This window comes from Lysinibacillus sp. FSL K6-3209 (assembly GCF_037976175.1).
Classification (GTDB): Bacteria; Bacillota; Bacilli; order Bacillales_A; family Planococcaceae; genus Lysinibacillus; species Lysinibacillus sphaericus_D.
In genome coordinates this window covers 1,636,117-1,662,804 of the sequence record NZ_CP150264.1, presented here as the reverse complement: position 1 = coordinate 1,662,804, position 26,688 = coordinate 1,636,117, and the positions used below count along the sequence as shown (strand labels likewise).

Here is a 26,688-nt window from a genome sequence, read left to right as displayed (position 1 = left end):
GGCGATTATATTATACATGAATAAAATATATCGCCCTTTATTTTTATGACTTTCTACGATTTAGACTTGTTCATCTACTTTTTCTACATTTAGAATTCCTTCTTGTCATTAGTGATTGATAATAGGATTTCATGTTTATCTAAAGAATTCTTGTTTCGTCCCAAAATCTATCTTGTTTCAAGTGTGTTTACCATACCTGAAACTATTAATTTTTAATTTTGTACAGTTAGCAAGCTTTTTTGTGTTACTTCTCGTCTTTTGTTTCGAGAACATCACAAGCGGCTACTCAGTTCTTTATTGGATTACACTTAGCACTGTTAAGTCTACAAAACTTTCAACGGTTGAATTGTTGGCTGCATCTTTTAAATTATTTACCTTTACAGTTATTGTATCAGTGGCTGTAATATCATTTTGTAAAGTAACAGTCAGTGTCTTATGATCTTCTGACCAAATTCCCAATTCCTGATTGATTTCTTGGTTACCGATAAATAATTGACTGAAAGTTATCGGTTCACTAAATGTCAGTTCAACACTTTCATCCTTAGTAGCTTTTCCATCAACATTGCTATCAATTAAAGCTGCAGAAGTGATTGTTGGAACTTTATTTTCCTTAATAGTTACTTGGAAATCTTTCTTTTTTGTCAAGCCATTTTGTATAAATGTTGCTACTAATGTCACCGTATCATCTTCATCATTATCGCTGCTTCTAAAAACAGTACCATCAGCATTGACTGTTGCCCCATTAACTGTATCAGCTGCCCATGTAACTGAAACACCATCTACATCTGTTGGTAAACTTAAAGCCTCTATTACTTCCTGTAAGGATGGATTGTTGGCTTTAATTAAGTTTTCATCGATTTTTGCCATTGCTTTATCAATAGCTGTTATCGCTTCAGGGTCAAACTCATATTGAGCTTTTCTTTTTCCTGCTGAAGCTTCGTCTAAAGTAAATATTGTGCCAGAAACATTTAAAATTGAATAATTAACATTATTTCCGATTGCAAATCCATTTGCACTTGGAGCCTTGACTCTAATTTCACTTGCGGCACTCATTGTTAAACTAGAGCCTTCTCCTAAGTAAATCCCATATACATTACCAGTGTAAGTAGACGCTTCGGCATTTATTATACTATTAGTAATATTTAAAGTAGCACCTTTGCCAGTTTGAATAACCCTAGAAACTCCGTTTGCACCATTTGATAAGATGGTCGAATTAATAATGTCTATTGAAGCACCTTCTACATCAGATCGTATTCCACATGCGGAATATGCTGGATTGTCAGATTTTGCATAGATTGTCGAAACATTCGAATCTTTTACTACTAGCTTTGCATTAGCATTTTTTAAAATTATTCCTGAAGTTCCATAACCACCAGATCCTATAGCATCAACAATTACATGATCAAGTGTAACGTTTGCGGCTCCACTTAAATAAACTGGTCCACGCTCTCCATCTTTTTGTACGCCAGTGTATCCACCAGTTACCGTTAGATTTTTCAATAAAACTTCATCTTGATTTGCTGTAACAGCCAGTCCAAAATTAAATACCAATTTATCCTTACCATCAATAATAACTGGGTTTGCTAATGCTACTTTAGGTACCGTAATAGTATCTGTTACAGAATCATCAACTGTAATTGTTTTCACTATACTATTTATCACAAGAGGATGATTAATACTATTTGTTACCTCTGTACCGTCTTTTACACGTAATACAGTTGAAGAAGTAACAGTAAGCGTCTCCCCATTTGTAAAGGTCACCTTTTCAGCTTTTCCATTTTTTACAACATTTATAGATTTGAGTTTAAATGTTCCTGATGCAATAGTACCTTCTGCAATATCATCTTCTGTATATGTTATATCAAAGCCTTCTACTGGTTCTCCATTACGTGAGAAAGTAATGGCATTTTTGATTTTTCCAGTTGCTTCACTTACAACTGTATTGTCCTCCCAAATGAAGTCACCGGTTACATTGTTTTGAACGATATTATAGTCAAATGGTATTTGCTGTAATTTCACTGTTTTTTCATCATTTGCTACGCCATTCGCATCCTTGACCGCATTTGCAATTAAAGTGATATCAGAATTTATCTTAAATACATTTGAAAAATCACTTCCATTAACTTTTACAGTTAACTTTGTGTTATTTTCAGACCATGTTACCTCAATAGGCCCGTTTCCAAAGGCTTTAGGGTTCCCAAAAAACTGTTGGGCAATGTTTTCTGGATTTCCTGTGTATGCAATCGGTTCACTAAACGTAAATGTGATAAAGTCATTAGCAGAAGTATCTCCATCATTATCTAAATCGTCTAGGATGGCACTTACTAGATATGGTTTATTCGATTCTAAAATGGTTGTTTCAATTGTTGTATCTTTTGTTGAAGTACCTTTTGTAGCTGTAACATTTAGTGTAAGTTTATCATTCTCATTATCTGTAGCATCTTGCGTTACGTTTCCTGTGGAAAGATCAATGCTTGCGTTATGATTGCCCACTCTTATTACAGATTTCCATTCAAAGCTTGTACCATTTGGACCAGCTTTAACTAAATCAAGTGCTGTAGATACTTGCTCTATGCTTGGGTTGGCTTTTTTAATTAGTGATGGAAGCAACGCTGTATCTACTGCTAACTTTAATTCTTCCTCTGTTAATGACTTACCCTTTTCAGCAATCGTTTTTTTCACTACTGCTGTTACATCTATGATGTTTTCCAGTGTAACACCTTTAATATCAATGCCTTCGAATAGTTTTACTAAATCTTCTGCAACTGGTGTCGGTGCTGAATTGATTTTATCTAGCACTACCTCAACAGGGCGTTTAATCGTATGTGTCATTTTTCCATTGGCGTCCACTGTTACGATAATCTGTGATTCTTTTAAAGAAGGCGCATCTTCTTTTATCAAAATAATAGCTGTACCTGGACCTTTTGATGTGATAATGATTTCACCATCTTTTAAGGTAGCTGTTGCAACATTTTCATTATTTGATGTAACTGTTGTACCAATCATACCAACAGCAAGTGGGTTTTTGTTGTCTATATCTTCAATATTATTGGCTTTTAAAGTTTGAGATACAAATGGGTTCGTTGTACCTCCATTATTACCACCACCTGTTGAACCTCCGTCTGAAGATTCAGCGCCAGTTGTTGGAGGAGTCGGAGTTGTTGGAGGAGCTGGGCGTTCAACTACCTCACTATTTGTTACATTTTTAATTGGTGGTATTTCCCCAGTTGGGTACTTCACAGCTTCTTCAGGTTTAATGTTTTTCGGCTTAATCAAAGTATCAATAGTAGTGTCTTTTGGCACAATCAATTGGCTACCGTATTGTTTAGTTTCTACTGTTGATAGTTCTGTTTTATTTTCAAGCGTTACTTTTATTGGCGTATCAATTGTTAAACTCTTAGTTTCTAGCTGTCCTTTTACGACTACATCCTGATTGCCAGTAAAATTAATAGAATTGATTTTACCTACGATTTCAATTTCAGACACATTCTTATCAACCTTAATAGTTGGTGTAGCATTATCTGTCATAATCTTCGTTTTGTCACGATTTACAACCATTTCATCAACAGTTGTATTCGCAAGCTTTATAACTGATTGTTGCTCACGTTTTGCTTCCCCTTCAATAATTAAGCGACCGTTTAACGCAAGCCCATTTAATTCGATTTGCTTTTGATCACCTTTTTTCACCGTTATATTTCCTGTAATATTTGCATTTGCCAGTTTAATATAATCACCAGCAATTGTTATATTTGCATCAATAGTACCTCCAGCCAAATCTAATGTCAGCGGATTTTCCGATGTACCACTATTCAGCAATTCTAAATTACGTATTCCGATAATTTTTGTACCAATTTTGATAAAGTCTAGATTGGCATCATTTAATACAGCTAAATTTCGTGAATGGAGTAATGGCTGAAGCTCTTTTTTGATGTAATACTCCTGACCACCAATTGTAATTTTATTGCCATATATAGAAGTAATAATTTCCTCATCTGGTCGGCGGTTATTAAGATAATCCGTTGTTACCTCTGATCTGATTGTAAATGCTGCCATGTTCGCACGTGTTACCGTTGAATTGCCACCATATTTTGTAGCAGTTTGTCCATTTGTAATACCTAGATTAAATAAGGTTTGAATATAAGGAGTAGCCCAATTATTTTCCTTTTGTATATCTGTAAATGGTAAATTAATTTCTGTTGCACGCTCTAAGCCATAGCCATTAACAATCATTTTTGCCATTTGATTTCGTGTAATCGGTGCATTTGGTTTAAAGGTTCCATCCTGGTACCCATCAATAATGCCTGCTTCTTTTAAAGCCGCTATGTACGGGTATGCCCAGTCACTCGTAGGAACATCCTTAAACGAAATATTAAACGATTTAGTAACATCTAGTCCTAAATTGAGTGCCAAAATTTTTGAAGCTTCTGCACGTGTTAAAATTCCCTCTGGTTTGAATGACCCATCTTTATAGCCACTAACAAAACCTCGTTCATATAACTCATTAACATATTCATAATAATCTGAAGCTGTTTTGACATCTGTAAAGATTTCCTCATTTTCACTTGCTTTTGTATAGTCTGGTGCCACAACAGCAATTGCACTTGTTGCTATTGTTGTAGCAAGTGCTGTTTTAAATAGTTTTTCATATAATACTGTACTATTCTTCATCTCTTACTTCCTCCCTATGAATTTAGATTGATTTATAAATTCGTTCCTAAGTTTAACAAAGACCTATTGAACAGAATCTGAACAAAATTCTGAGTACGAAGACCAAGAGAATAAAGAAACAGTTAGAACATTATGAACAGGGATTTCAACAGTGGAATCAATTCCTATGTAGTCATCAATTGTATATTTCTCTAAATACTTAACTTTTCGGAGTACTTAGTAATCAACGAGATGTAGGTGTTACTCTATAATTTGGTACGAAAGTGGAAGATAAAAAGACCTACATATCAATATCATTCCACAGCTCGAATTGGGTGAACGCCATTAAAAAAGGCAGCACGGGAATATTCTCCTGGTGCTACCGACAATTTCTCTATTCCTCTGATTTTTTAAAGACAAACATGGTACAGATACATGTACAACTACATAACAAATAGCTCTTTCTGAATACTTTTTTAGAAAAGAACCTTCATTAAAATGCTCCGGTACATCCCAAGCAGTTCTTAAGGCTCTCTTGTAAGATATCACTAGTAAAAAATGGCATGGAAGTATAAAAAACTGCCACACCATTTTTTTATTAATATTTTTTACAACTATCTTGCATCTGGAACTAACAGTTATTTTTTAAAGAAAAATAATTATCTAATACTGGTTGTTCTGAATTTAAAGATTATGAACAAATCGCTGAATACGTTTCATTGCTTCTTGTAGTTGTTCCATAGAGGCAGCGTAGGAGCAACGAATATTTCCTTCACCGCTTTCACCGAAAACATCTCCTGGAACAACAGCAACTTTTTCAGTTAATAACAACTGCTCTGCGAATGCTTGAGAACTTAGTCCTGTTGACGCAATGGATGGAAATGCATAGAATGCTCCGCCCGGATAATGACAACTTAACCCCATATCATTAAAAGATTTAACGATAAAATTACGACGTTGGCGATAAATATTTCTCATTTCCTCTACATTGGATCTACCATGTTTAAGTCCTTCTAGCGCTGCATATTGTGCCATCGTTGGAGCACACATAATAGTGTATTGATGAATTTTCAACATGCCCTGGGATATTTCTTCAGGAGCACAAACAAACCCTAAGCGCCATCCTGTCATCGCAAATGCCTTTGAAAAACCGTTAAATAAGATCGTTCGCTTGTGCATTCCTTTTATAGAGGCAATGCTCGTATAGTCTTCATCATAAACGAGTTCTGCGTAAATTTCATCGGAAAGTACAAGCAAATCATGTTGTTCACAAAGTTCAGCAATCTTCTCTAATTCTGTTTTATTAAGCAAAGAACCTGTGGGATTATTAGGAGAACAAATCATAATCGCTTTGGTCTTTTTTGTAATAGCAGCTTCTATTTGATGTGGAAGAATTTTAAATTCATTTTCTTTTAATGCTTGCACAGTAACAGGTACGCCTCCAGCCATTGTTACGAGCGGTGCGTATGAGACAAAGCAGGGCTCAACAACAATAACTTCATCACCTGGATCTAGTATTGCTCTTAAAGCAATATCAATTGCTTGACTAGCACCCACAGTCACAATAATTTCTGATTGAGGAGCATAGGTAACCAAAAAGTATTTTTTCATATATAAAGCGATTTCTTCTCTTAGTTCAAGTAGTCCAGCATTTGCTGTATAAGAAGTATAGCCTTGTTCTAACGATGAAATTGCCGCTTCTCTGACATGCCAAGGTGTGACAAAGTCTGGTTCTCCTACGCCAAGAGAAATAACACCTTCCATTTTTGTAGCCAAGTCAAAAAAGTGGCGTATACCAGAAGGCTTTAATTGTTCTACAGCGTTTGCTAAATAAGATTTTGTTTCGATCATTATAGGACACCACGATTCTTTTATCTTTATCTTTTTGTTCGTATATTATTTCAATAATATGTAAAATATTGCCGAGGTTAATTGCTGCTTATTATTGCTCTATCCATCATTTCTCCGTACTTTAAGTGAATTATCAATGATCAAGTCAAGTAGCTGATGATAAGGAATACCTGCTGATTGTGCACTTTTAGGCAACAAACTGTTTTTCGTCATTCCAGGTAATGTATTAACCTCCAATACATATGGAATTCCATTATTCATTATCATATCAACCCGCGCGTAAACGCTACATTTCAATGATTTATAGCAAGAAATCGCTGAAGAAACAACACGCTTATATGTTTCGGGCGGGAGCTGAATCACCTCTTCAATTGTAGCTACATCATTATATTTGGAGGTATAGTCAAAAAATTCGCTCTGATGACGAATGGAAATTACCGGCAAAACCTTGCCATCCAATATGGAACAAGTGATTTCCTCACCCGTTACAAGCTTTTCGATGATTACTTCGGAATCCCATTTGAATACTTCCGCAATTGTAGATGTTACTGTTTCTTTGTCGTAAACAATTTTCACTCCTACACTCGAGCCACCTGAATTGGGTTTCACCACTACTGGGTACCCCATTTTATCTAATTCATCCATATTCAGTTCTTCCATGTTCATAAGATGAATCCAATCTGGTGTTTGCACACCTTCATACCTCATGATTTTTTTCGAGATATTCTTATCCATACATAAGCTACTGGACAGGACACTGCTTCCTGTATAGGGAACTCCCATAGTTTCAAGTGTACCTTGTACGGTGCCATCCTCACCGTACTTGCCATGTAGCGCCAATAACGCAACGTCAAGATTCCTTGCATGTTCTACTAAATCTTCTTTTTTCTCTACATGGATTGGTACAATTGTATACTTATTTTTATCTAAATTAGCTATCATTTCTTCACCTGTCATAATCGAAACTTGCTTCTCGGAGGAAACTCCTCCCATAATGACGCCAACTTTCATTTTTTTAACCTCCATAATTATGTTTTACAGTGTCCCCTATGATTTTAATGCCCTGAATAATTTCTTTCTCATTTAACCTAGAAAATCCTAACCGTAACGTATGTTGTCCACTACTGTCTGTGTAAAATACATTCCCGGTCGAAAAAACAACTCCCTTTTGGTAACACTTTTCTAAAAGTTTTTGTGAGTCAATGTTGTGATCTAGTTCTATAAAAAGGTGGAGCCCACCGTCACTGGTAATTCGTTTACATGGAATATATTGCTTACAATACTGGACAGCTAGTTCATATTTTTTCTTATAGACTGCTTTTGCTTTTTTTATATACTTCTCAAAGTAGCCATCATTTAAATATTGATATAGCACGGCTTGATCTAAAGTTGACGTATGCACCGTTCGGGCTCTTTTCATACTCTCCAAATAATAAATCAACTCTTTGTCTGCTAAAATCCATCCAACTCGCAAGCCAGGAAAAAGAATCTTAGAGAAGCTACCGATATAAATAACATTATTGCCGTTTCCAGCAAAGGCAGCCAATGGAGCCTGATGTGATCCTGAGTAACGTAATTCTTCATTAAATCCATCTTCTATAATAGGAAGCTGATAGGCCGAAAACAGGTCCATGATTTTCTTTCTTTTTTCAGAGGATGTTACGATTCCAGTTGGATTATGATACGACGGGATGAAGTAGGCAAAATCATATTCCTGTTTTGATAAGCATTTTTCCAACTCTCTAATATTGACACCGTCATCCTCCATTTCAATGCCATCAATATCATAACCATGTAATCGAAAGAGCTTGAGAGCAGCATGATGGGTTGGATTTTCACAAATAACACGGCCGTACTTTTTATTTAAAGTGGATAAAAGAATATCCAGTCCTTCTGTGAAGCCATTGGTAATTAAAATATCTTTGTTTTGAATGTCTACTCCCTTAAGCTCCATGTAGTTAAGGAGGTAATCGATAAGCGGTTTATAGCCCTTTGCATAGCCATAGTTAAGAACAATGTCTCCTTCAATGGACATACGATTTAAAAATGCCTTTTTAAAATTTTCTACATCAAATAGTTTTTCATCGGGCGCGATACTAGTAAATGAAATCATTTCCTTATTCCAACGCACTCCATGTTTTATGAGATCTAATTTTTCCGATAAAAAGGTTTGCTCATTGATTTTTTCAGTCCAATTTAACTCAATAGTTGGAGATTGAAAGGTCTCTACATGACTTACAAAATGCCCTTTTCCTTTTACTGCATAAATCATGCCTTCTTGCTCTAAATCTGCATAAGCCGTGAGAACGGTATTTCGACTAATAGCTAATAAGGAGCTCAGTTCACGAGTAGATGGAAGCTTTTGATGTTCAAGTAAATGCCCGTTCGTCATCATTCTTATTAAATATTCCTTAAGCTGAATATACAAAGGCCTGCCTTCCGTTATCTTAAAATCCTTAAACACTGATTTCATCTCCTTGTTTACATTTTTACATTTCTGCACCGATTCCAAAAGGTCCACTCAACATGGATTTTTATCGTCTGGTGGTAGGGTGTGGAACTATTCTTTTCTTTCAAAGAACCTAAAAACGAGGAAACCCTTTATTTTGGGAGTATACTCACAACATGTGAAGACGATTAGGATAATCTGTGCTGCTATATTTTCTACTCTTTTTTCTCCATATCTCGAAGAATCATCTATCATTTGCTTGATTTGTCCATCAATAATTTGTCTTCTTCTATTTAAACGCAATGACGAAGTGAAACTTACAATCCATTGTACGGCGTTTTTTTGTGCTAGAAGCTTTTTAGAACTGCCCTAATAATTGCTTCAACTACTTGCTGACTCAACCTAAACTACAGCTCCTAAGAAATTGGGTTTTCAGTTCTGTGGCAGACCTTCCATCATTATAGTATCTACTTTATCGTGTACAGTTTCCATTATAGGGTAAACCAAATTGCTCCATTTAAATGCTGAACAATTTATTTTTTATATTTTACTTAAACAAACTTACATCCCATAAAGTGAGCCAAAACATATTCTCGTAAATGGGATCATCTTAAAAGATTGAACATTTCCTCATCCCTTATAATCCAGTTAACGTCTGGCATTAAGGACATATTTTCTATTTTTCGTTTATCATTCTCAACTATATATTTGGACAAATATTAATATCCTAATTAAACATAAAAAAAGCTGACGCAGAAATAATTATGTTACTAAACACCACCAAAATAGCGAATAAAAATCCAAAAATCCTATTAGAATTGCTCTTTTAAATTGTCCTAAAAGTCATTGCCTTCGAATAAAATGCAAATACATCTGATAATTGGAGGCTATTTTTTATGAATTCTATATTTACCTATATCTTTTTAGGCATATCAATGGCTGCAACCATTGGACCTGTTAAAACTTTCCTATTAAATACAGGTTTAAAAAATGGCTTTTTTCATGCATGGTTTTTTAGTCTAGGTGCCATAGCAACCGACATTATCTATATGTTTATCGTATATTTTGGAATTGGACAATTTATCAATTCCATCTGGCTGAAAGCAATACTTTGGTCTTTCGGCTGTTTTGTTCTTTTGTACACTGGTATAGAAAGTTTACTGTCGTTACATAAAATAGAGATGGATTCAAAAACTGCTAAAAGAACAAGACTTAGACAGTCGCTCATGGCTGGTTTTTTCATGTCTTTTTTAAATCCACTAACAATCCTTTTTTGGCTGGGAATATACGGCTCCATTCTTGCAAAAACAGCTGATTTCTCTACAGGGTATGAAATTATATTAGTAAGTACCGCTATTTTAATTGGTATTATCTTTATAGATTTTATTTATGCCTTTTTATCCAGTGTCGCTCGTAAACTATTATCCACAAAACTTCTGAAAACGGTCTCTTTCATCTCAGCCTTATTAATGATTGGTTTTGGGATTCACTTTGGCAAACAAGCTTACCAAGTGTTATTCCAATAAACTTTACAACAGCGCATAAAATAAACACGAAAGGAAACCTTAACTTTAAGAATATTAATCGAGGTGTGGTAATGGACAAAGAGAAGGATACTGTAAGTGTCTGGTGTATTGTAAGTTTGACTTCAATTCCACTCATCATGACACTCGGAAATTCAATGCTTATTCCCGTGCTCCCGATACTGGAAGATAAGGTCGGGATAACATCATTTCAGTCGAGCATGATTATAACCAGCTATTCAGTCGCAGCGATTTTTCTTATTCCAGTAGCTGGCTATTTATCGGACCGCTTCGGCAGAAAAATTGTAATATTACCGAGCTTAATTTTAGCTTTAATAGGAGGTCTCATTGCTGGATTTGCGTCTTGGAAAATGAATGATCCGTACGCTATGATTATTGCAGGCAGAATTATTCAGGGAATAGGAGCGGCTGGTGCCATGCCAATCGTATTGCCTCTTGTAGGTGACCTATATCAGGATGATGACGAAAAAATAAGCTCTACATTAGGGATAATTGAAACGTCTAACACGTTTGGAAAAGTGTTAAGTCCCATTTTAGGTTCAGTATTTGCTGCTTTTTTATGGTTCCTACCCTTCTTTTCCATTTCAGCGCTTAGTTTGATTTCGATTGTACTTATTTTTTTCTTTGTTAAAGCTCCTAAAGATAATGATGAACCATTGAAGTTCAAAAAATTTTTACGCAATACAAAAAAAGTTTTCAAGGAGGAAGGAAAATGGTTGTATACCGTATTTCTTAACGGGGTCCTTGTGATGCTCATATTATTTAGTATGCTATTTTTCTTGTCAGAAAACCTCGAAAAAGTTCATGATATAAAAGGGATTAAAAAAGGTTTTGTCCTTGCCATCCCGCTTTTATTACTTTGTATAGCTTCATTTATATCCGGTCGAAAAATTAAAGGAAACCTGGGGAGAATTAAAAAAATAATCATCGTCTCCTTGATTGCCATGTCTGCTAGTATTGTCTTCGTTGGGTTTACAAGCAAAAACCTGATTTTTTTATTAGTCATAACGAGTATAGTGGGGATTGCTATCGGTGCACTATTGCCTGCACTTGACACAATTATTACGGACAATATTAGAAAAGAATTAAGAGGAACAGTATCTTCTTTTTACAGCTCAGCACGTTTTATAGGCGTTGCAGCTGGCCCTCCTATTATGTCGCTTGTCATGAAAAACTATCTCAATGCCAGCTATATTACGGCAGGTGTATTGGGTTTCATGCTCCTGTTTGTTGTTTTGAAATTTATCAAAGTAGAAGATATAGAAAAAACCAATAAAATAACACAAATATAAGGACCTGACAGCTATTAAGGCTGAAGGTCCTTTTGAATGCACCTGATTTATCCAGATTTATACTAAAAATATTAAGTAAAATCCCGCGAATCTTTTTGATCAAATGAGCCGTTTCGTGTCAATTTAATGAAAAGCTGTGCTAAAAAATGCACTTAAATAATCCTTGCCATAGTGGATTTTTGTCAGAGTTGTTTGATGTTCAACGGTAAACATATATCGTAGGCGTTGCTCAAAGCACAACGACCATCTAGATTACTTGGACCACTTTTACTAATTCAATTAGTTTGTCGTCTCTAACCCTTTTCTCTTGCCAATTTTTCTATACGCTTCATTTTCCTGTTGTCGTCTTTTGAATACAGTTTCACGTTAAACCTTTCTCCCAGCTTCTATAGTAGCCTTAATTTTTTCTTTTCTTTAAGCAATTCTTCAATTCTCCTACTTTCTTCCTGACCCCTTGAATCCCAAGGGATTTTTGATTTCTGAACTTCCAAAAAAATTGGCCCTATGTTAACTAGGTTTGTATAAAGTATTCATTATGGGTTTATCCAATGCAACACCGACTCGTTAGGATCAGCTACTAATATAATGAGCTTTAATCAGTATCTATATTGGTTCTATAATTCAAATTAATCGTGGTGGCCTTTAGCTGATCAATAAACATACGTGTAGCAGCACCCATATATTTATCTTTCCTATAAACGATTCCTACTTCTCGTGAAAGATTATTATTTAGAATTGGAATGACTCTTATTTTATTATTGTTAAGGCACTCTAAATAAGGTTTAGGCAATATAGTTACTCCTACTCCTTTTTCAACCATGTCAATTAAAGATTCCATCGTTGTTATTTCAAAAGTCGGCTGTGGGAGGAATCCCAAGTCATTACAAGATTTATTGATAAGTTGTCTTAAAAAGTAGTTTTCAGGAAATAAAACGGAAGATGTTGTCCGCAATACATCCAAATGGACCATTTCCTGTTCCTCTAATGGATGCCCGTTGGGTACCGCAAGAGCCAGTTCCTCCTTGTACAAAGAAATCGATTCTAATTCTCTATCTTTCATAGGTAAAAAAACAATCCCTATATCCAATTTATTTTCTAACAAGCTTATCCTTATATCTTCCGTGCGTAGTCCAAACACAGAAATTTTAATAGCAGGGTATAAACGATGAAAATTAAGTAATGTCGGTGGAATTAGATAGTTTTCAACTGTTAACAATGTTCCGATAGAAATATTTCCTCTTTGGAGTCCGTTTAATTCCTTTATAGCCGTTTGTGCTTGTTCTATTTCATGGAAAATATTCTGAGTATACTTCAGAAGTAGTCTTCCTGATTCTGTAAGTGCCGTCTTTTTACCAATTCGATCAAATAAAGGTGCTCCAATCTCATGCTCCAATAGACGAATTTGTTGGCTTAAAGATGGTTGGGAAATTCCAATCTTTTCTGCAGCTCTTGTGAAGTGAAGTTCCTGGCATACTGAACGAAAATATTCAAGTTGTCTTAATTCCATTCTAAGGTCCCCCTCATAAATCAATTTATGGCAATATATATTGTATCATAGGTTTAACCTATTATTACTATATAAATAATTGAATTGAACTATGGTTTGATGTCCCCTAAACTGTAATTACAAGCCCAGTTTATAACAGTATTTAATAAATTGGGTTTACCTTTCCAACGCTGTTTTGCTTTAAAATCACTTAGTCCTGAAAGGTGGTGCCTTTAAGATTTGATAGGGCGATGGAAGCACAGGAAGGTTAAAAAAGTTCTCAAAAAATTTAGGAGGTTATTAGAATGAACGATCAAAGAACTGCTATTATTAGTTACAAAGATTTTTTACAAAAAAGTACCAAGCCGACTGTTCGTCCTTGTATTTGGAAAGGAACAGATATAAAGGCACAATTAGATGATTCATTGTCTAGCGATTTTATGGGTGATGGCAGAGGTGCAGTATCGCTGGTAAATAAAGATACTGGTGATAAATACGGAGTGACTCCTACTATAAATGCAGTGGTACAAGTATTGGCGCCAGGTGAACATAATAATCCACATAAACACAGTAATTTAGCTATCTTCATTGTATTTGAAGGAGAAGGCTATAGTATCATTAATGGCGAGAAAATTGAGTGGGAAAAAGGCGATGTCTTTGTATCTCCTGCTTGGCTTTCACACGAACATTGCAATACGTCTGATCATGAAAATGCAGTTCTTTACACTATCCAGGATGTTCCTACTGTCTCCGGTATGGGGACATGGTTTTTGGAAGAACCTGTTGGGTCAGGAGCAAAACATGTTGTTAAAGAAAATATAACTAATAAGAACGATATTTTACCCCAAAAGTAAAAGTAAAAGTAAAATTAAAAGCTTCTGCCAGCAATGAATATTTACTCATACTTCGGACAATAAGTTTGTACGGATTCGTGTGCACGCGTGGAGAGATAGTTCCCCCTCTTATCCGTACAAAATGAATACACTCGACAAGTATTAAATTGTATTCAAATTGCGGTATTACGTTGGTTCAATATTAATATTATTGGGTAAATAATTGGAGGATATAATTGATGAAAAATCTAAATGTTGCTATTCCAACTCCCTTTCATGATGATGAAAGCTTATATTTAGAAGGTTTCAACTCCATTGTTGAACATTTAAAGAATAACGGAATTGAGTCACTACTTGTATCTGGTTCTACTGGTGAGCAAAATTCAATGAGTATTGATGAACGATTGCAAATCATTGATTACTTTAATAAGCAAAACTTTCAAAATATTGAACTTATGTTTGGTGTTTCAGGTGCGAGAACGAGAGATGCGATAAAACTTATGCAAGCACTTGAGAAATCTGTTTTTGATGCAATTCTTGTCCAGTTTCCACTTTATATTCAACCATCACAAAAACAAGCCATTGCTTATGTTAATGAATTGCTAAGCCATACAACCAAGAAAGTTGTGCTATATAATAATCCTGCCCGAACTGGATTTAACCTAAGTGTTGAATCCCTTAATGAACTTGTCTCTCAACAACACTCGAACCTTATCGGGCTTAAAGAAGAGTACAATGTGAAGCGTCATAAAAATACACAGTTACCAGATGATTTCATTATGTTTGCTGGTGGAGATGTTGACCTCATAGAAAAAATACTCGGTGGCTGCAATGGACTTTCCAGTATGGTAGGAAATGTTTACCCTAAAGAAATCAAGCAAATTTTAAATGACCTACTAATGAAAAAACCAGTTGACGTTTATAAAATAAATCAACTAATTGACGAAGTGACACATTATCAAGCCGTTATAAACATAAAAGAACATTACAATTCCCTTGGTATAAAAGTAGGTCCTTGTCGATCACCCATTAATTAATAACAAGTGTCCAGCTACTATACAAAGTTATAGAAACATGCAAATATAGACAATTTATAACGCCGTAAATCAGAATTTAATCGGTACTTCAACACAAACAAGAACTTTAGTTGAATAACAATCAGGCGCTTTTCTGGATTAATGATAAAAGCCCAATTTCTCAATTTTAATGCGAGAAATTGGGCTTTTTTATCTTTACTTATAGTGCAAAATAACGCTTATAATAAGGCGTAAATTGCCTCTGAATACTTTTTTCAGAAAAGGTAAACTGCTCTGGTACATCCGACTGAGCATCTTTGTTAGAGCTGACGATGAGCTTTTCTTGGGCAGCACATCTGGCTTTTTTGGCTCTGGTGGCCAAGCATTCTCTTCAATGATGTCAAAACGACTCTTACTAGTATACGAAAAGTGAAGTTTGCAGCTTACAGTGGCGCAATATAGACTTTTCACAATTGAGCAAATAGGTACACGTACACCTAAAAAAAATAGTTATCGAAAAATTCTAGTGGATAGTCTCGTAATCAATCAATTAAAAAAATATCAAATGTAGTGTAAACAAGGCTGTTGAACAATGATAAAACTTTAATGTTCAATTATACGTTTTTATTAAAAAAAGTTGGAAAAGTAGTCAATGGAAGTATTCAGCACAAGTTTAGAAATCGGTGGTTGATAAATCAATGCTTTTATCAATTATCTAATGCTAGGACTATTAACATTCGAAATTATGTTAATGCTTGTAGTACAATAAATTACATCATTATCCTAAATTTTAAAAAATGAGGTAGAAAAAAGATGGCTACTACACTAGTATCTTCTAAATTAACCATTCCTCTCAATACACCCGATTTAATTGAGCGCAAGCAATTGTTTGATCTTTTACAGAACCAAACTTTTAAAAAAGTGACAGTTCTCCGTGCACCAGCAGGTTATGGAAAAACGACTGTTCTAAGCAGTTGGTTCAAATATAAGAAGGCAACGGTCGCTTGGCTTTCACTTGATGCTGCTGATAATGATCCGATTCGTTTTTGGACTTACGCTGTGCATGCCGTGGCGAAAGCCTATCAATGCCCTATCAATCAAGTACTTGCGCCACTTTTACACACTCAAGACCTAGCAACACTTGAATTTTTTATTGATTCATTTTTAGAGGAACTACAAGCTTTAGCAAAACCGATTCAAATTGTGTTAGAGGATTATCATGTAATCGATAATCCAGTAATTCATCAACTTGTGACACAGTTTATAGAGTGCTTACCTTTAGAGATACACGTCTATTTAACGACTCGAACGACCTTAGCCCTACCTATCGCTAAGTGGCGAGTGAAACAATGGCTACAAGAATTCGATGCGGATCATTTACGCTTTACGTTCCAAGAAACGAAGCAATTTTTTTCCTGCAAACAGGTAGCACCACTCAATCAACAATTTTTACAACATGTGTTGGACAAAACGGAAGGTTGGGTAGCCGGTCTATTATTAACACGCTTAGCAAATGAACAACAAGTAGACCTATTCGATCATATCGCACAACCGTTTATTTCTGAGTTTCTATGGCAGGAAATCATTCAAAACCTTCCGACATCAACGCAAAAATTTCTTATAAAGACCTCCCTACTACACGAGCTCGAACCAGCGATATGTGACCAGCTAACAAAGCAGTCAAATAGCCTTGAACTGTTGGAAAGTTTAGAAGCAAAAGGTCTATTTATTATTCGTCTTCAAACAAAAAAGCCTGTTTTTCGCTACCATCATTTATTTGCCGAAGCTTTACAAGTAGAACTAAATAAAAAATATTCCGTTCAGCAAGTACAGTCTATTGTCCAAGAAGTCTCACACGCTATTTACTATCAAGGAAATTATCTTGCTGCCATTGAGCTAGCACTTAAATATGAACAATATAACCAAGCTACTTTATGGATTACAGAACATCTTGTCCAGCTATACGCTTCAGGGCAAACGACAACATTCATGCGCTGGTTGCATCAACTTCGAAGTGCTCATTATACCGTTTCGTATGAAATGCTTGTTATTGGCTTTTTAACTTCCATTACAACAATGGACACAAAAATAGCTACTTCTCTAATGGAGGAGCTCGAAATGCGACAGCATGTAGAACAATGGATGGCGCAAGAAGAGCATGCTACTATGGCCTATATTTATGAAAGTGCAAAGGCATATGCCATTGTCGCTTCTGGTGGAAATTTACAATTGGTAGAAGAGATTATGCGTAACCTGCTTGCGAATGGTCCTGCTCCATCGCGCTGGGATAACGTTCCGATTCCCTATAATATTTTTGAATATAAGATTTCGCGTACAAGTATTGGTTCTAAAGGAAAACTGCAACTGTTTGAAGAAGGCGAAGCTGTTAACAAGCTGTTTCGTGAAACATCTTTACAAACTGCGAATGTGACAGCATTTAGTTATGCGGTTGCTGCTGAATCTTTATATGAGCGAAGTTTCATAGAAGCTGCCCAAAAAGAGTTGGAAATCGCCATTGAATTAGGTCATCAACATCAAGATCCAGGTTTATATATCCCTATGTATTTACTTAAAGCGAAAATATACGCTCATCAGCAACAATCAAATACAGCCCGTATCATGTTGTCTCAAGTATTAGAAGATGTTTCGGAAAAACATTGGCAAACGCCGCTTCAAGTTATGCAAGCCTATTGTTTTATAGTCGATGGAGATAGCCAAAACGCAGAGATGCTCTTAATGGCAACGAAAACAAAGCAACCATTTTGGCAGCTCGTTTATGCTCGTTTATTGTTACTAAAGGACACACCAAAGGATGCACTATCTGTAATCATTCAAGTTAAAACAAAGGCACAGCATGACAATCAGGTTGCAACGATTATAGAAGCGACAGTACTAGAAGTCATTTGTCAGCATCGTTTAGGAAACACTGCTGTTGCATTAGATATTTTACATAAAGTATTGCAATTGGCGGCTAAATACTACTATGTTCGGACATTGGCAGATGAAAAAGAGCTACTCCCCCTTCTAGAGCAATATTTTCAATTAGAGTCTTTGGCAGCCAAGTGGAATCCCTACCCAGACAATTATTTAAATTATTTACAAAGCTGTACAACCAATGAAGTTCGTCACGAAGTCTTGACACCACGTGAAAAAGAGGTATTTGATCTGTTAGCCAATGGTGTAACCAATCGTGAAATTGCTGACATGCTAAATCTATCGACTGGCACCATTCGCGTTTATTTGTCTACTATTTATCAAAAACTAGGTGTAAAATCCCGTTCACAAGCTATCCTCCTTGCCAAAAAGTAATAAAAAGCAACTAACAGCTCTAGAAAGCTGGTAGTTGCTCTTTTTTGTTGTCACCTTATAGAGGACATGCAAAAGCTACGTGTAATTCATGTGTTCACATACTATATTTTGTCGTAAAAAGAATTGTTCAACTTTGCATAACAGTTTTTGAATCAATTATTTTTGAATAAACATTTGTGACCAATAGTTGCCGTCTTTCACAAAACCAATCCCGATATGTGTATAGTTTTTGTTTAAAATATTAGCGCGGTGTCCTTCACTATTCATCCATGCATTTACGACTTCAGAAGCTGATTTTTGACCTTTGGCGATATTTTCTCCAGCTGCTTTATACGTAATGCCAAATTTCTTCATCATTGCAAATGGTGAACCATACGTTGGGCTAGTGTGGTCAAAGTAATTTTTATCATGCATATCTTGAGATTTATATTTTGCTACTCGTGATAGCTCCCAATCTTCTTTTAATGCTGGAAGACCTGCTTTCGTACGTTCAGCATTGACAAGTTTCACTACTTCTTGCTCTACAGATGCTTGTTCATTCGTTGGTATATTAATTTTTTGACCTATATTTATTTGATCTGGATTTGCTAATTGAGGGTTTGCCTCTATTAATTCTTGTACACCTGTTTGTGTTTTTACAGCAATTTTCCAAAGAGAATCACCTGCTACTACTGTATATGAATCAGCGGCCATTGCGCTAATTGGTACTAATAAGGATAGTGATAATACGGATGCCATCGCTACTTTTTTTACTTTTTTAAACATGTAAATCATTCCTTCCTGTTTTAGCTCTATATTTATGGTAATAGATTAGCGAAATAATGCATCACTAAATATTTGGAAGGATTTTTACAGTTGTATGACATTTGAAATAATTGACGAATAGATTACGAGATTATCGGTGTTTACTCTCAACTTGACAGTAATACAATTGAAATATAGTTGTAACAGGAATATATTACTACAAGATTTAACAAAGCAAGGGCACCATTTCTTTCTTTTTTGGGGCGTCTTGCACTATATTCAGAATTGTTTGGGTGACTGGCACTTTATTAAAGCAATATATAAACAGTCATACATAAAGGTTGCCATAGAGATAATTGTAATAAGTGGGATGCTACTATAGAAATAGAAAGCGATGGCTGCAAATAATGTCCCAATCATTTTACAAACTGCAATAGACATAGATTGACCTGCCAAACTACCCCTTGCAAAAAACAAGCCGATAAATAACCCTGACATCATTAAATTTTGTATAAACGCCGCATAGATTCCTTGCATATCATGAAGTTCATGCGAGAGCGCCAAAATTACTAAAAAGCTTGTTCCCAATGTAAAAAGGAAAGATGTATAGAAAAGTGTTGTAGACATTGTATTTTTATATTCCTTGCGCCCATATATTAAATATTGCCACATAATTACAAGGTCAAGGACAAACCAACTAAACGTAATAATCCTTTGCAAATCATTGTGAGGATAGATAAACGTAAAGATAAACTCCCATGAAATATTGGCACATATTGCAACCATTGGCATACCATAATGTTCATCCTGAAAGCCACGTTTTATAATAAATATGTATGTCACTATCCAAAACAGACCCATACCTAATTGACAAATTAAGAGCAAGTAGTCTTGATTCATAAACACACTCCTTTTTACTTGAATGTTAGTAATGCAACCTCTACTTTGCTACTGTATGATAAAGTATGAATCTATTATGTCTGTTAAAAGAAAGTCCGTTTTTTTATAAGTAAAAATGGGAGGTCAAATAGCCTGTAACATAAGATACGTATTGCATAAGCTATACATTGGCAATCCAATCCGATATAGTTAAACGGGGTGATAATATGAAAACTAAAATTTATTACAACAATGAGCAATTCATAGCAGGAACAACCTTAAAGGACCATTTGGAACTTGAACAAAATAATATGGCACTACATGTCTGCACAAGTCCAGAGGATGTATTAAGCAATCGAAAAAAATTAGCAAGTTCTTTGCAATGTGATATCAATGATTTTATTTGTACTCAACAAACACACAGTGCGAATTTTTATCGAGCAACCGTAGCCGATAAAGGCTTAGGCGCGCTGAGGCAAGATACAGCCATTGCTAATACTGATGCGCTCTATACATTTGACCAAGATGTAATGCTTTGTACTTTTACTGCTGATTGTGTACCTGTTATTTTTTATAATGATCATAGTGGTGTCATTGGTGTCATTCATTCTGGCTGGCAAGGAACAGTTAAGGAAGTGACATTGAAGCTTTTCCGTCATTTAATAGAAAAAGAGCACTGTAGTCCACAAGATTTCCATGTTCAAATTGGCATGGCACTTAGCCAGCAAAAATTTGAAGTTGATGGTGATGTCTATGAACAATTTAATCGTCTAGGCTATGCCGATAATTTTATGTATTTCAATGCTGACACAAACAAGTATCACATCGATAATCAGCAATCTGTGAAAAAGCAATGTGAAATTGCAGGCATTCCGTCACACCAAATTACGATTGATCAGACATGTACGTATCTTAGTGAAGAAGGCTTCTCCTACCGTCAAGACAAAACATGTGGCCGACATTTAAGCTTTATTATGCGAAAATCATTCTAAAAAAAGGCAATTTATCACTTTTTCAAATGATAAATTGCCTTTTTATAGTTTTAAGTTCAGTTGTGTTGGTGATAGTTGTCAACATATATCTCAATAGTAGTGATATTTTCTTCACTAAAGCAGTTTATTTTAAAGTTCCTGTACTAATGATGGATGTTTTCACCTGTACATCGATTGCTACTTTACTAATAATCTCTCGCTTCTTTTCTGTTGTCCATTTTCCGCGATGGTACATTCGGAAGTATTCACTAAGACCACTTGGATCTACTTGCCATTCATTGAGTTTATCTAGAAACTTTTTAATATCTTGCTCCAACTCTTTATTCACATCTTTTTCTAATTCCGCTAAACTTTCTATGGTGAATAAATCATTTTCTCGTTCACCTTTGTATTCACTTAATGTTCCTTTGATTGTTAATGCTATCGTGAGTTTAGGTGAATGCATATTTTTATTGCTCTCAATATGCACATCATTTTCCACTAAGTCAATCAATAATTTTTCTTTGCCATGCCCTTGTTCCATTTTAATATCTAATGGCGCAAGATTTTTTCTTCCTTGAATTGCCTGAATAATGAGTGCCTCATTGGGCGTAATCAATTCAATCATTTGGTTACCTTTAAATACAGCAATTCCTTTTATTTCGATTTTGTCACTATTTTTATCAATAAACGGAATAATCGGATCAAACACCGGATTTGAAATGGTATACATAAAATCATGGATGTTCGTATTAGGATTAAACGCGGTGTTAATGCTAGGTTGCAATAAATCGTTTAAATAGAAATTAATATTCGGTTTATCGGGATAATTATATTTCAGCATTTCCTCTCCTTTTTCCTTCACAATCGCAATAAGTACTTTATTCCCAACTTCCGCATTTCGGTATAAATGCTGAAGCACTTTTCGAATATTGCCTTGACGTGCGAACTCTTCATTAAACAACACAACGCGTAACTGATTAAAAACAATTTTTTTATCTGAAAGTTTTTCTATTTCCACAATGCCATTTGAAACAAGTTCCGTAGTCACAGTAAATGTCTGCGTGCTACGTTGCGCTTCAGGTGAATATTGAGGAATGGCGACGGTTAATTTCATACTATCCTTATCAATATAATCAAATGCGATAATGCCCACCATTCCGACATCTTCAAGTGGAACTTTTACTTCTTTTTCCGTACAAGCGGCTAAAACGAATAATTGGATACAAAGAGTGATATAAAGAAGTTTTTTGCTCATACTTGCACCTGCTTCTTTTTTCGAAGTACATAAACCATCATTAATAATACTGGCCAAAGAATTAACATATAGCCAACATAATTGGCACTTGTAAATAATTTATCTTGAAATTCTCTTGAGGATGGCATTTTTACAACAAAGAAAATAATGGCGACTAAGATGTATAAATAAACCTTACTTTTTTTAGATATTAAAGTCTCTACCCCTTTTTTTGCACACCATAAATAGACAGCCACGGTCGATAAAATGAAAAACACCCATAATGTAATGCCAAAAATATCAATTCTTTCAATAAACGAAAACTCCCCAGCTTTAAATAAGTTTAGTACTGAAAATTCCACATATTCGAGTTGCCATTCGGAATAATACATGACACTAATCGCTGTCGTAATAAAACAAAGTAAGATACTAATCCAAATGCCAATTAACGAATGACGGAATGCTTTTTTTTGATCGACAATGTAGGGATAATAAAACATGATTAATTCATAACCTAGAATCGATAAATAACCTCTTTTTAATGCCTCATAAAAGTCATTCACACTAAAAAAATTAAATAGAGGTAAAAAGTGACTCATATCGCCCTTTTCAAATGCCCAATGTGTAAAATATAGAATGCCTATCGTCAGAAAAAAGGTCATAATACAAAATCGGGCAATTGATTTAATGCCTCCACTGACCATGTAAAGAAGCAATAATAAAAAACAAAAAACAGGTCCTGTAATGGTTTGTTCTTGAAGAGCCGTACTTTGAATTAGATGCATATAATTACTAATAATGCCTGCAATAAAAACGAGAAATTGAATAACGAAAAAAAGATTGATACATTTCCCTAACCATTTACCTAGTAGGATTTCATTGATACGAAATAGGTTGTCATTTGGATATTTTGACATAATCCAAATCATTGGGTAAAGTGTAACACTCGCAATCACACCAAAAAGCAATGGCATCAATGCTTGGCTATATCCTAAAGAACTAAGTTGCTGAGGCAGGGAGAGAATACCGGTACCAATCATGACGCTTTGTGCTAAAAAAACAACATGATATGCATTTAATAGCTTTTTCTTACTCTTACCTGTACTCAACTGAATCCACCTCAAATGCTACAAAAGCTTTTATTTTTTTTGTGCTCTAGAAATACCTTTCTTGGCTTTTAAATATTTTGTTGGAAATCGAATAATACTATCGAATAAATCACTGGCATTACGAGGAACAACGGGTGACATATAGGGTGTTCCTAATGAATTTAATCGCAGTAAATGAGCAAATAGCCATGCAAATGCTAGCATTAATCCGTATAACCCAAATAGACCTGCAGATAAAATAAAAATGTAACGAATAAATCTACTTGTATTACTCAATAAAAAAATTGGTGGTAGAAATGACAGTAAGGCAGATGTCGCAACCAATACAATTAGAATATTACTAAGCAATCCCGCTTCAACAGCAGCTGTACCGATAACGATACCTCCTACGATACCAATCGTTTGACCAACTTTAGCAGGCATTCGCGAACCCGCTTCGCGCAGCACTTCAATAATTAATTCAATAAACAAAACTTCTATTAGCGGTGGAAATGGAACTTTACTTCTCGATTCCTGAAGATTTAACAAAAGCTCATATGGTAACACTTCAGGATGAAATGTTAAAGCAGATATATACATCGGCGTAATCATGATGGTTAGGAAAAAACCAAAAAAGCGAAGCATTCTGAGTAATGATGCTGTGGTCCAACGGTTATAATAATCTTCGACCGAAACAAACATTTCAAAAAATGATGTAGGACAAACAATCGCTGCCTGACTATTGTCCATAAAAATCACGATTCTTCCGTCAATCAGATACTGACTAACACTATCTGGTCGTACGCTCATATAATGCTGTGGGAAAGGAGATAACGGATTATCTTCAATCAGTTGCTTGAGCTCTGAAATATCTGTAAAAAAAGGGAATTGTATTTGATTGATTCGCTCTCGTAGCGTGTCTAAATTTTCTTTATTTACGATATTCTCTATATATAAAATTGAAATTTTAATATTGGTTTCTGTTCCTACAGTGAGTGTTTCATTTTTTAACATTGGATTTTGAATCCGTCTTTTTACTAATGAAATATTGGTCTCTAATGATTCAGTAAAAGCATCTTGTGGTCCAATAACTGTTGACTCTGTTTCCGTATTTGTTATCGAACGTGTAGGGGCACTATAGGTGTCAATCACACGTAGTTGAGCTGTTTTATGGAAAAACAATAAGGTTTGGCCTGCATCTAATTTTTGCAAAATCAATTCCACATCGTCTAATTCTACTGCATCAGATACTTGAAAAATTTGATTAACATGGTTCGCTAACGGTATGAAAACCATCGATTGTAATGTCATTTTCTCGATAAGAGAAGAGAAATAGATAATTGTCGCATCCCCTGCATCAGTAACCATCTCTTTTATAACGACATCATCAATTTCTTGAACCTTGTCCTTTATCTGGTCAATTACTTGCTGTTCTCTTTCTTCCATGCCATTTCAACCCCCGTTAAACGCCTTTATGTATCATGGACACAACATATTTCTTTATGTAGCTTATCCCTTTTTTGAATAACTATGTATGGAACATCTCTAAAAAATCTCGATTCTACTATAGAAAAAAGGATGTATCTCAATTAAAGAGACACATCCTTTTTCTATTATTTTGTACGCTTGTCAGCAGGTCTTTCTTTTCCAATACCAAACACATAATAACTAAATGTTACAAGTATAAGGAAAGCGATCCCTACAATTAACGAAACACGCGTATCCTCATTAAACCACATACCGATAAGCACCATAACTAAAAACGCGATGGTTGCATAGTTTGTCAAAGGAGCTAAAGGCGTTTTAAATGGGTGATTTTCCATTTGCGCTGCTTTTACTTTTCTAAACCGAATTTGACTAATTAAAATAATAAACCAAGGAATCATCCCAGGAAGTACACTTGCACTATAAACATAGACGAATAGGTTTTCTGGTGCAATATAACTTAAAATAACACCTATGACTAACCCAACTAATACGCCAGCAGTACCTAAAATCGGAACACCGTTATTTGAAACCTTGGCAAAAAACTTAGGTGCCTGACCATTCATAGCCAGTGTATAAAGCATACGTCCCGCACTGTAAATGCCACTATTACAACCACTCATAGCTGCTGTAATTACAACAAAGTTAATAATACCAGCCGCTGCCGTAATCCCTACCTTAGCAAAAGTAGCAACAAACGGACTACCAATCGTTCCTAACTCATCCCAAGGGTAAACCGTTACAATAACAAAAATCGCACCGATATAGAAAATTAAAATGCGCCAAATAATACTTTGGATAGCATTGGTAATTGTTTTTTGCGGATTTTTTGCTTCTCCAGCCGTAATTCCGATAAGCTCTACCCCTTGGTAAGCCGCCACGACTAAAGATAATGCAAAGAAGAAACCTGTCCAACCACCTGTGAAGAAGCCACCATGTGACCACAGATTGGATAAACCGATTGGCATACCGTCATTTCCAAACCCAAAGAAAATAAGACCAATACCTGCCACAATCATAAGCACAATTGTAACGATCTTAATCATCGCAAACCAAAATTCAAATTCGCCGAATGATTTAACAGAAATAAAGTTTGCTACACCTAGTATAACCATAGCAATTAACCCAGGAATCCATGCAGGTAAATCAGGATACCAATATTGCATATATGTTCCGACTGCTATAATTTCAGACATCCCGACGATAACCCACTGAAACCAGTTACTCCACGCAGTTAAATAACCCGCCAATGGATGAATATATTTATAACCGAATGTTGCAAAAGATCCAGTACTTGGCTCTACATAGAGCATCTCACCCATAGCTCGCATGATGAAAAATATAAAAATGCCCGAGATAGCATATGCAAGGAGCACGGATGGTCCAGTCCACTGGATAGCGCTAGCTGATCCCATAAATAGGCCTACACCAATCGTACCACCTAGAGCGATCATTTGAATATGTCGCGCTTCCAACCCTCTCTTTAATTCTTTTTTTGCCACTTGAATACGCCTCTTTCTATCTTAATATAAGAACGATAAATTACTTTATAAATAATAATAAATTCTTCTCAAAAATACAAATGTATTTTTAGGAAAAACAATATTTTTTCAATTTTAATATAATAAATACATCGTTTAATATTCTCTTTGAAAGGGCTTTATCTACACCCCAATACAGAAACCAATAATCCATATAAATCAAGTTATAAGTAAATAATAAATGGTCTACAAAAACAGACATCCATAAAATTACTGCCTTCTTTTCACCATGTATAGTGCCCTCTCAATTACTATATTAATAGCGTAATATTATATTTAAACTCAATGCTCTTTTTAATGGTATTATTATTTCAGA

Annotated in this window: 17 protein-coding genes; 6 read left to right on the top strand and 11 right to left on the bottom strand. The window is 35.2% G+C overall.

All coding sequences use genetic code 11. The features are described from left to right. Window positions 1–294 precede the first annotated feature (294 nt). From MHH88_RS07855 to MHH88_RS07840, 4 genes are all read right to left on the bottom strand, one after another. Window positions 295–4,668, bottom strand: coding sequence for an S-layer homology domain-containing protein (locus MHH88_RS07855; protein WP_339262271.1), 4,374 nt, complete (start codon window positions 4,666–4,668; stop codon window positions 295–297). A 663-nt stretch (window positions 4,669–5,331) separates the two neighbouring features. Further along, window positions 5,332–6,498, bottom strand: coding sequence for an aminotransferase (locus tag MHH88_RS07850; RefSeq protein WP_339262270.1), 1,167 nt, complete (start codon window positions 6,496–6,498; stop codon window positions 5,332–5,334). 99 nt (window positions 6,499–6,597) lie between these two features. Further along, the gene (locus MHH88_RS07845) at window positions 6,598–7,509 is read right to left on the bottom strand and encodes a D-alanine--D-alanine ligase (protein ID WP_339262268.1); all 912 of its coding nucleotides are present in this window, start codon (window positions 7,507–7,509) and stop codon (window positions 6,598–6,600) included. 4 nt (window positions 7,510–7,513) lie between these two features. Beyond that, on the bottom strand, window positions 7,514–8,962 hold the full coding sequence (locus MHH88_RS07840) for a PLP-dependent aminotransferase family protein (protein ID WP_339262267.1): 1,449 nt from the start codon (window positions 8,960–8,962) through the stop codon (window positions 7,514–7,516). Between the two features lie 881 nt (window positions 8,963–9,843). Here MHH88_RS07840 and MHH88_RS07835 point away from each other — a divergent pair. Next, a complete protein-coding gene (locus MHH88_RS07835) occupies window positions 9,844–10,473 on the top strand; it encodes a LysE family transporter (RefSeq protein WP_339262266.1) in 630 nt (209 codons plus the stop codon). 71 nt (window positions 10,474–10,544) lie between these two features. Then, the gene (locus tag MHH88_RS07830; protein WP_339262264.1) at window positions 10,545–11,783 is read left to right on the top strand and encodes an MFS transporter; all 1,239 of its coding nucleotides are present in this window, start codon (window positions 10,545–10,547) and stop codon (window positions 11,781–11,783) included. A gap of 592 nt (window positions 11,784–12,375) precedes the next feature. Here the strand turns inward: MHH88_RS07830 and MHH88_RS07825 are convergent. Beyond that, window positions 12,376–13,290 (bottom strand): LysR substrate-binding domain-containing protein, encoded by a 915-nt coding sequence (locus MHH88_RS07825; protein WP_069511695.1) that lies wholly within the window; start codon window positions 13,288–13,290, stop codon window positions 12,376–12,378. Between the two features lie 284 nt (window positions 13,291–13,574). Between MHH88_RS07825 and MHH88_RS07820 the strand changes: the two genes are divergently transcribed. The 3 genes from MHH88_RS07820 to MHH88_RS07810 all read left to right on the top strand — a co-directional run bounded on the left by MHH88_RS07820 (window position 13,575) and on the right by MHH88_RS07810 (window position 18,427). Beyond that, complete coding sequence (locus MHH88_RS07820; RefSeq protein ID WP_339262262.1) at window positions 13,575–14,123, top strand: cupin domain-containing protein; 549 nt, start codon at window positions 13,575–13,577, stop codon at window positions 14,121–14,123. A gap of 218 nt (window positions 14,124–14,341) precedes the next feature. Beyond that, the gene (locus tag MHH88_RS07815; protein ID WP_069511699.1) at window positions 14,342–15,139 is read left to right on the top strand and encodes a dihydrodipicolinate synthase family protein; all 798 of its coding nucleotides are present in this window, start codon (window positions 14,342–14,344) and stop codon (window positions 15,137–15,139) included. 792 nt (window positions 15,140–15,931) lie between these two features. Then, complete coding sequence (locus MHH88_RS07810; protein WP_339262260.1) at window positions 15,932–18,427, top strand: LuxR C-terminal-related transcriptional regulator; 2,496 nt, start codon at window positions 15,932–15,934, stop codon at window positions 18,425–18,427. 156 nt (window positions 18,428–18,583) lie between these two features. Here MHH88_RS07810 and MHH88_RS07805 read toward each other — a convergent pair whose 3' ends face one another. Both MHH88_RS07805 and MHH88_RS07800 read right to left on the bottom strand, forming a co-directional pair. Further along, a complete protein-coding gene (locus MHH88_RS07805) occupies window positions 18,584–19,192 on the bottom strand; it encodes a CAP domain-containing protein (protein ID WP_339262258.1) in 609 nt (202 codons plus the stop codon). Window positions 19,193–19,450: 258 nt separating this feature from the next. Next, window positions 19,451–20,071: a hypothetical protein gene (locus MHH88_RS07800; RefSeq protein ID WP_339262257.1), complete on the bottom strand. Its 621-nt coding sequence runs from the start codon at window positions 20,069–20,071 to the stop codon at window positions 19,451–19,453. Window positions 20,072–20,277: 206 nt separating this feature from the next. On the opposite strand from MHH88_RS07800, the gene pgeF reads away from it, so the two are divergent. Next, on the top strand, window positions 20,278–21,042 hold the full coding sequence (gene pgeF, locus MHH88_RS07795) for a peptidoglycan editing factor PgeF (RefSeq protein WP_339262256.1): 765 nt from the start codon (window positions 20,278–20,280) through the stop codon (window positions 21,040–21,042). Between the two features lie 124 nt (window positions 21,043–21,166). On the opposite strand, the gene MHH88_RS07790 is transcribed toward pgeF, so the two are convergent. The 4 genes from MHH88_RS07790 to MHH88_RS07775 form a co-directional block, all read right to left on the bottom strand. Continuing rightward, window positions 21,167–22,279 (bottom strand): Ger(x)C family spore germination protein, encoded by a 1,113-nt coding sequence (locus tag MHH88_RS07790; RefSeq protein WP_339262254.1) that lies wholly within the window; start codon window positions 22,277–22,279, stop codon window positions 21,167–21,169. Next, on the bottom strand, window positions 22,276–23,367 hold the full coding sequence (locus MHH88_RS07785; protein ID WP_339262253.1) for a GerAB/ArcD/ProY family transporter: 1,092 nt from the start codon (window positions 23,365–23,367) through the stop codon (window positions 22,276–22,278). The genes MHH88_RS07790 and MHH88_RS07785 overlap by 4 nt, the downstream gene beginning before the upstream one ends. A gap of 30 nt (window positions 23,368–23,397) precedes the next feature. Then, entirely contained in the window at window positions 23,398–24,792 is a 1,395-nt protein-coding gene (locus tag MHH88_RS07780; protein ID WP_339262251.1) for a spore germination protein, read from the bottom strand. Window positions 24,793–24,959: 167 nt separating this feature from the next. Further along, window positions 24,960–26,333: an amino acid permease gene (locus MHH88_RS07775; RefSeq protein ID WP_069511718.1), complete on the bottom strand. Its 1,374-nt coding sequence runs from the start codon at window positions 26,331–26,333 to the stop codon at window positions 24,960–24,962. Window positions 26,334–26,688 lie beyond the last annotated feature (355 nt).

Coding starts and splice junctions, on each gene's coding strand:
- MHH88_RS07790 (WP_339262254.1), bottom strand. CDS start 22,279: ATGAGCAAAAAACTTCTTTATATCACTCTTTGTATCCAATTATTCGTT.
- MHH88_RS07805 (WP_339262258.1), bottom strand. CDS start 19,192: ATGTTTAAAAAAGTAAAAAAAGTAGCGATGGCATCCGTATTATCACTA.
- MHH88_RS07850 (WP_339262270.1), bottom strand. CDS start 6,498: ATGATCGAAACAAAATCTTATTTAGCAAACGCTGTAGAACAATTAAAG.
- MHH88_RS07810 (WP_339262260.1), top strand. CDS start 15,932: ATGGCTACTACACTAGTATCTTCTAAATTAACCATTCCTCTCAATACA.
- MHH88_RS07835 (WP_339262266.1), top strand. CDS start 9,844: ATGAATTCTATATTTACCTATATCTTTTTAGGCATATCAATGGCTGCA.
- MHH88_RS07855 (WP_339262271.1), bottom strand. CDS start 4,668: ATGAAGAATAGTACAGTATTATATGAAAAACTATTTAAAACAGCACTT.
- MHH88_RS07830 (WP_339262264.1), top strand. CDS start 10,545: ATGGACAAAGAGAAGGATACTGTAAGTGTCTGGTGTATTGTAAGTTTG.
- pgeF (WP_339262256.1), top strand. CDS start 20,278: ATGAAAACTAAAATTTATTACAACAATGAGCAATTCATAGCAGGAACA.
- MHH88_RS07780 (WP_339262251.1), bottom strand. CDS start 24,792: ATGGAAGAAAGAGAACAGCAAGTAATTGACCAGATAAAGGACAAGGTT.
- MHH88_RS07845 (WP_339262268.1), bottom strand. CDS start 7,509: ATGAAAGTTGGCGTCATTATGGGAGGAGTTTCCTCCGAGAAGCAAGTT.
- MHH88_RS07815 (WP_069511699.1), top strand. CDS start 14,342: ATGAAAAATCTAAATGTTGCTATTCCAACTCCCTTTCATGATGATGAA.
- MHH88_RS07820 (WP_339262262.1), top strand. CDS start 13,575: ATGAACGATCAAAGAACTGCTATTATTAGTTACAAAGATTTTTTACAA.
- MHH88_RS07800 (WP_339262257.1), bottom strand. CDS start 20,071: ATGAATCAAGACTACTTGCTCTTAATTTGTCAATTAGGTATGGGTCTG.
- MHH88_RS07825 (WP_069511695.1), bottom strand. CDS start 13,290: ATGGAATTAAGACAACTTGAATATTTTCGTTCAGTATGCCAGGAACTT.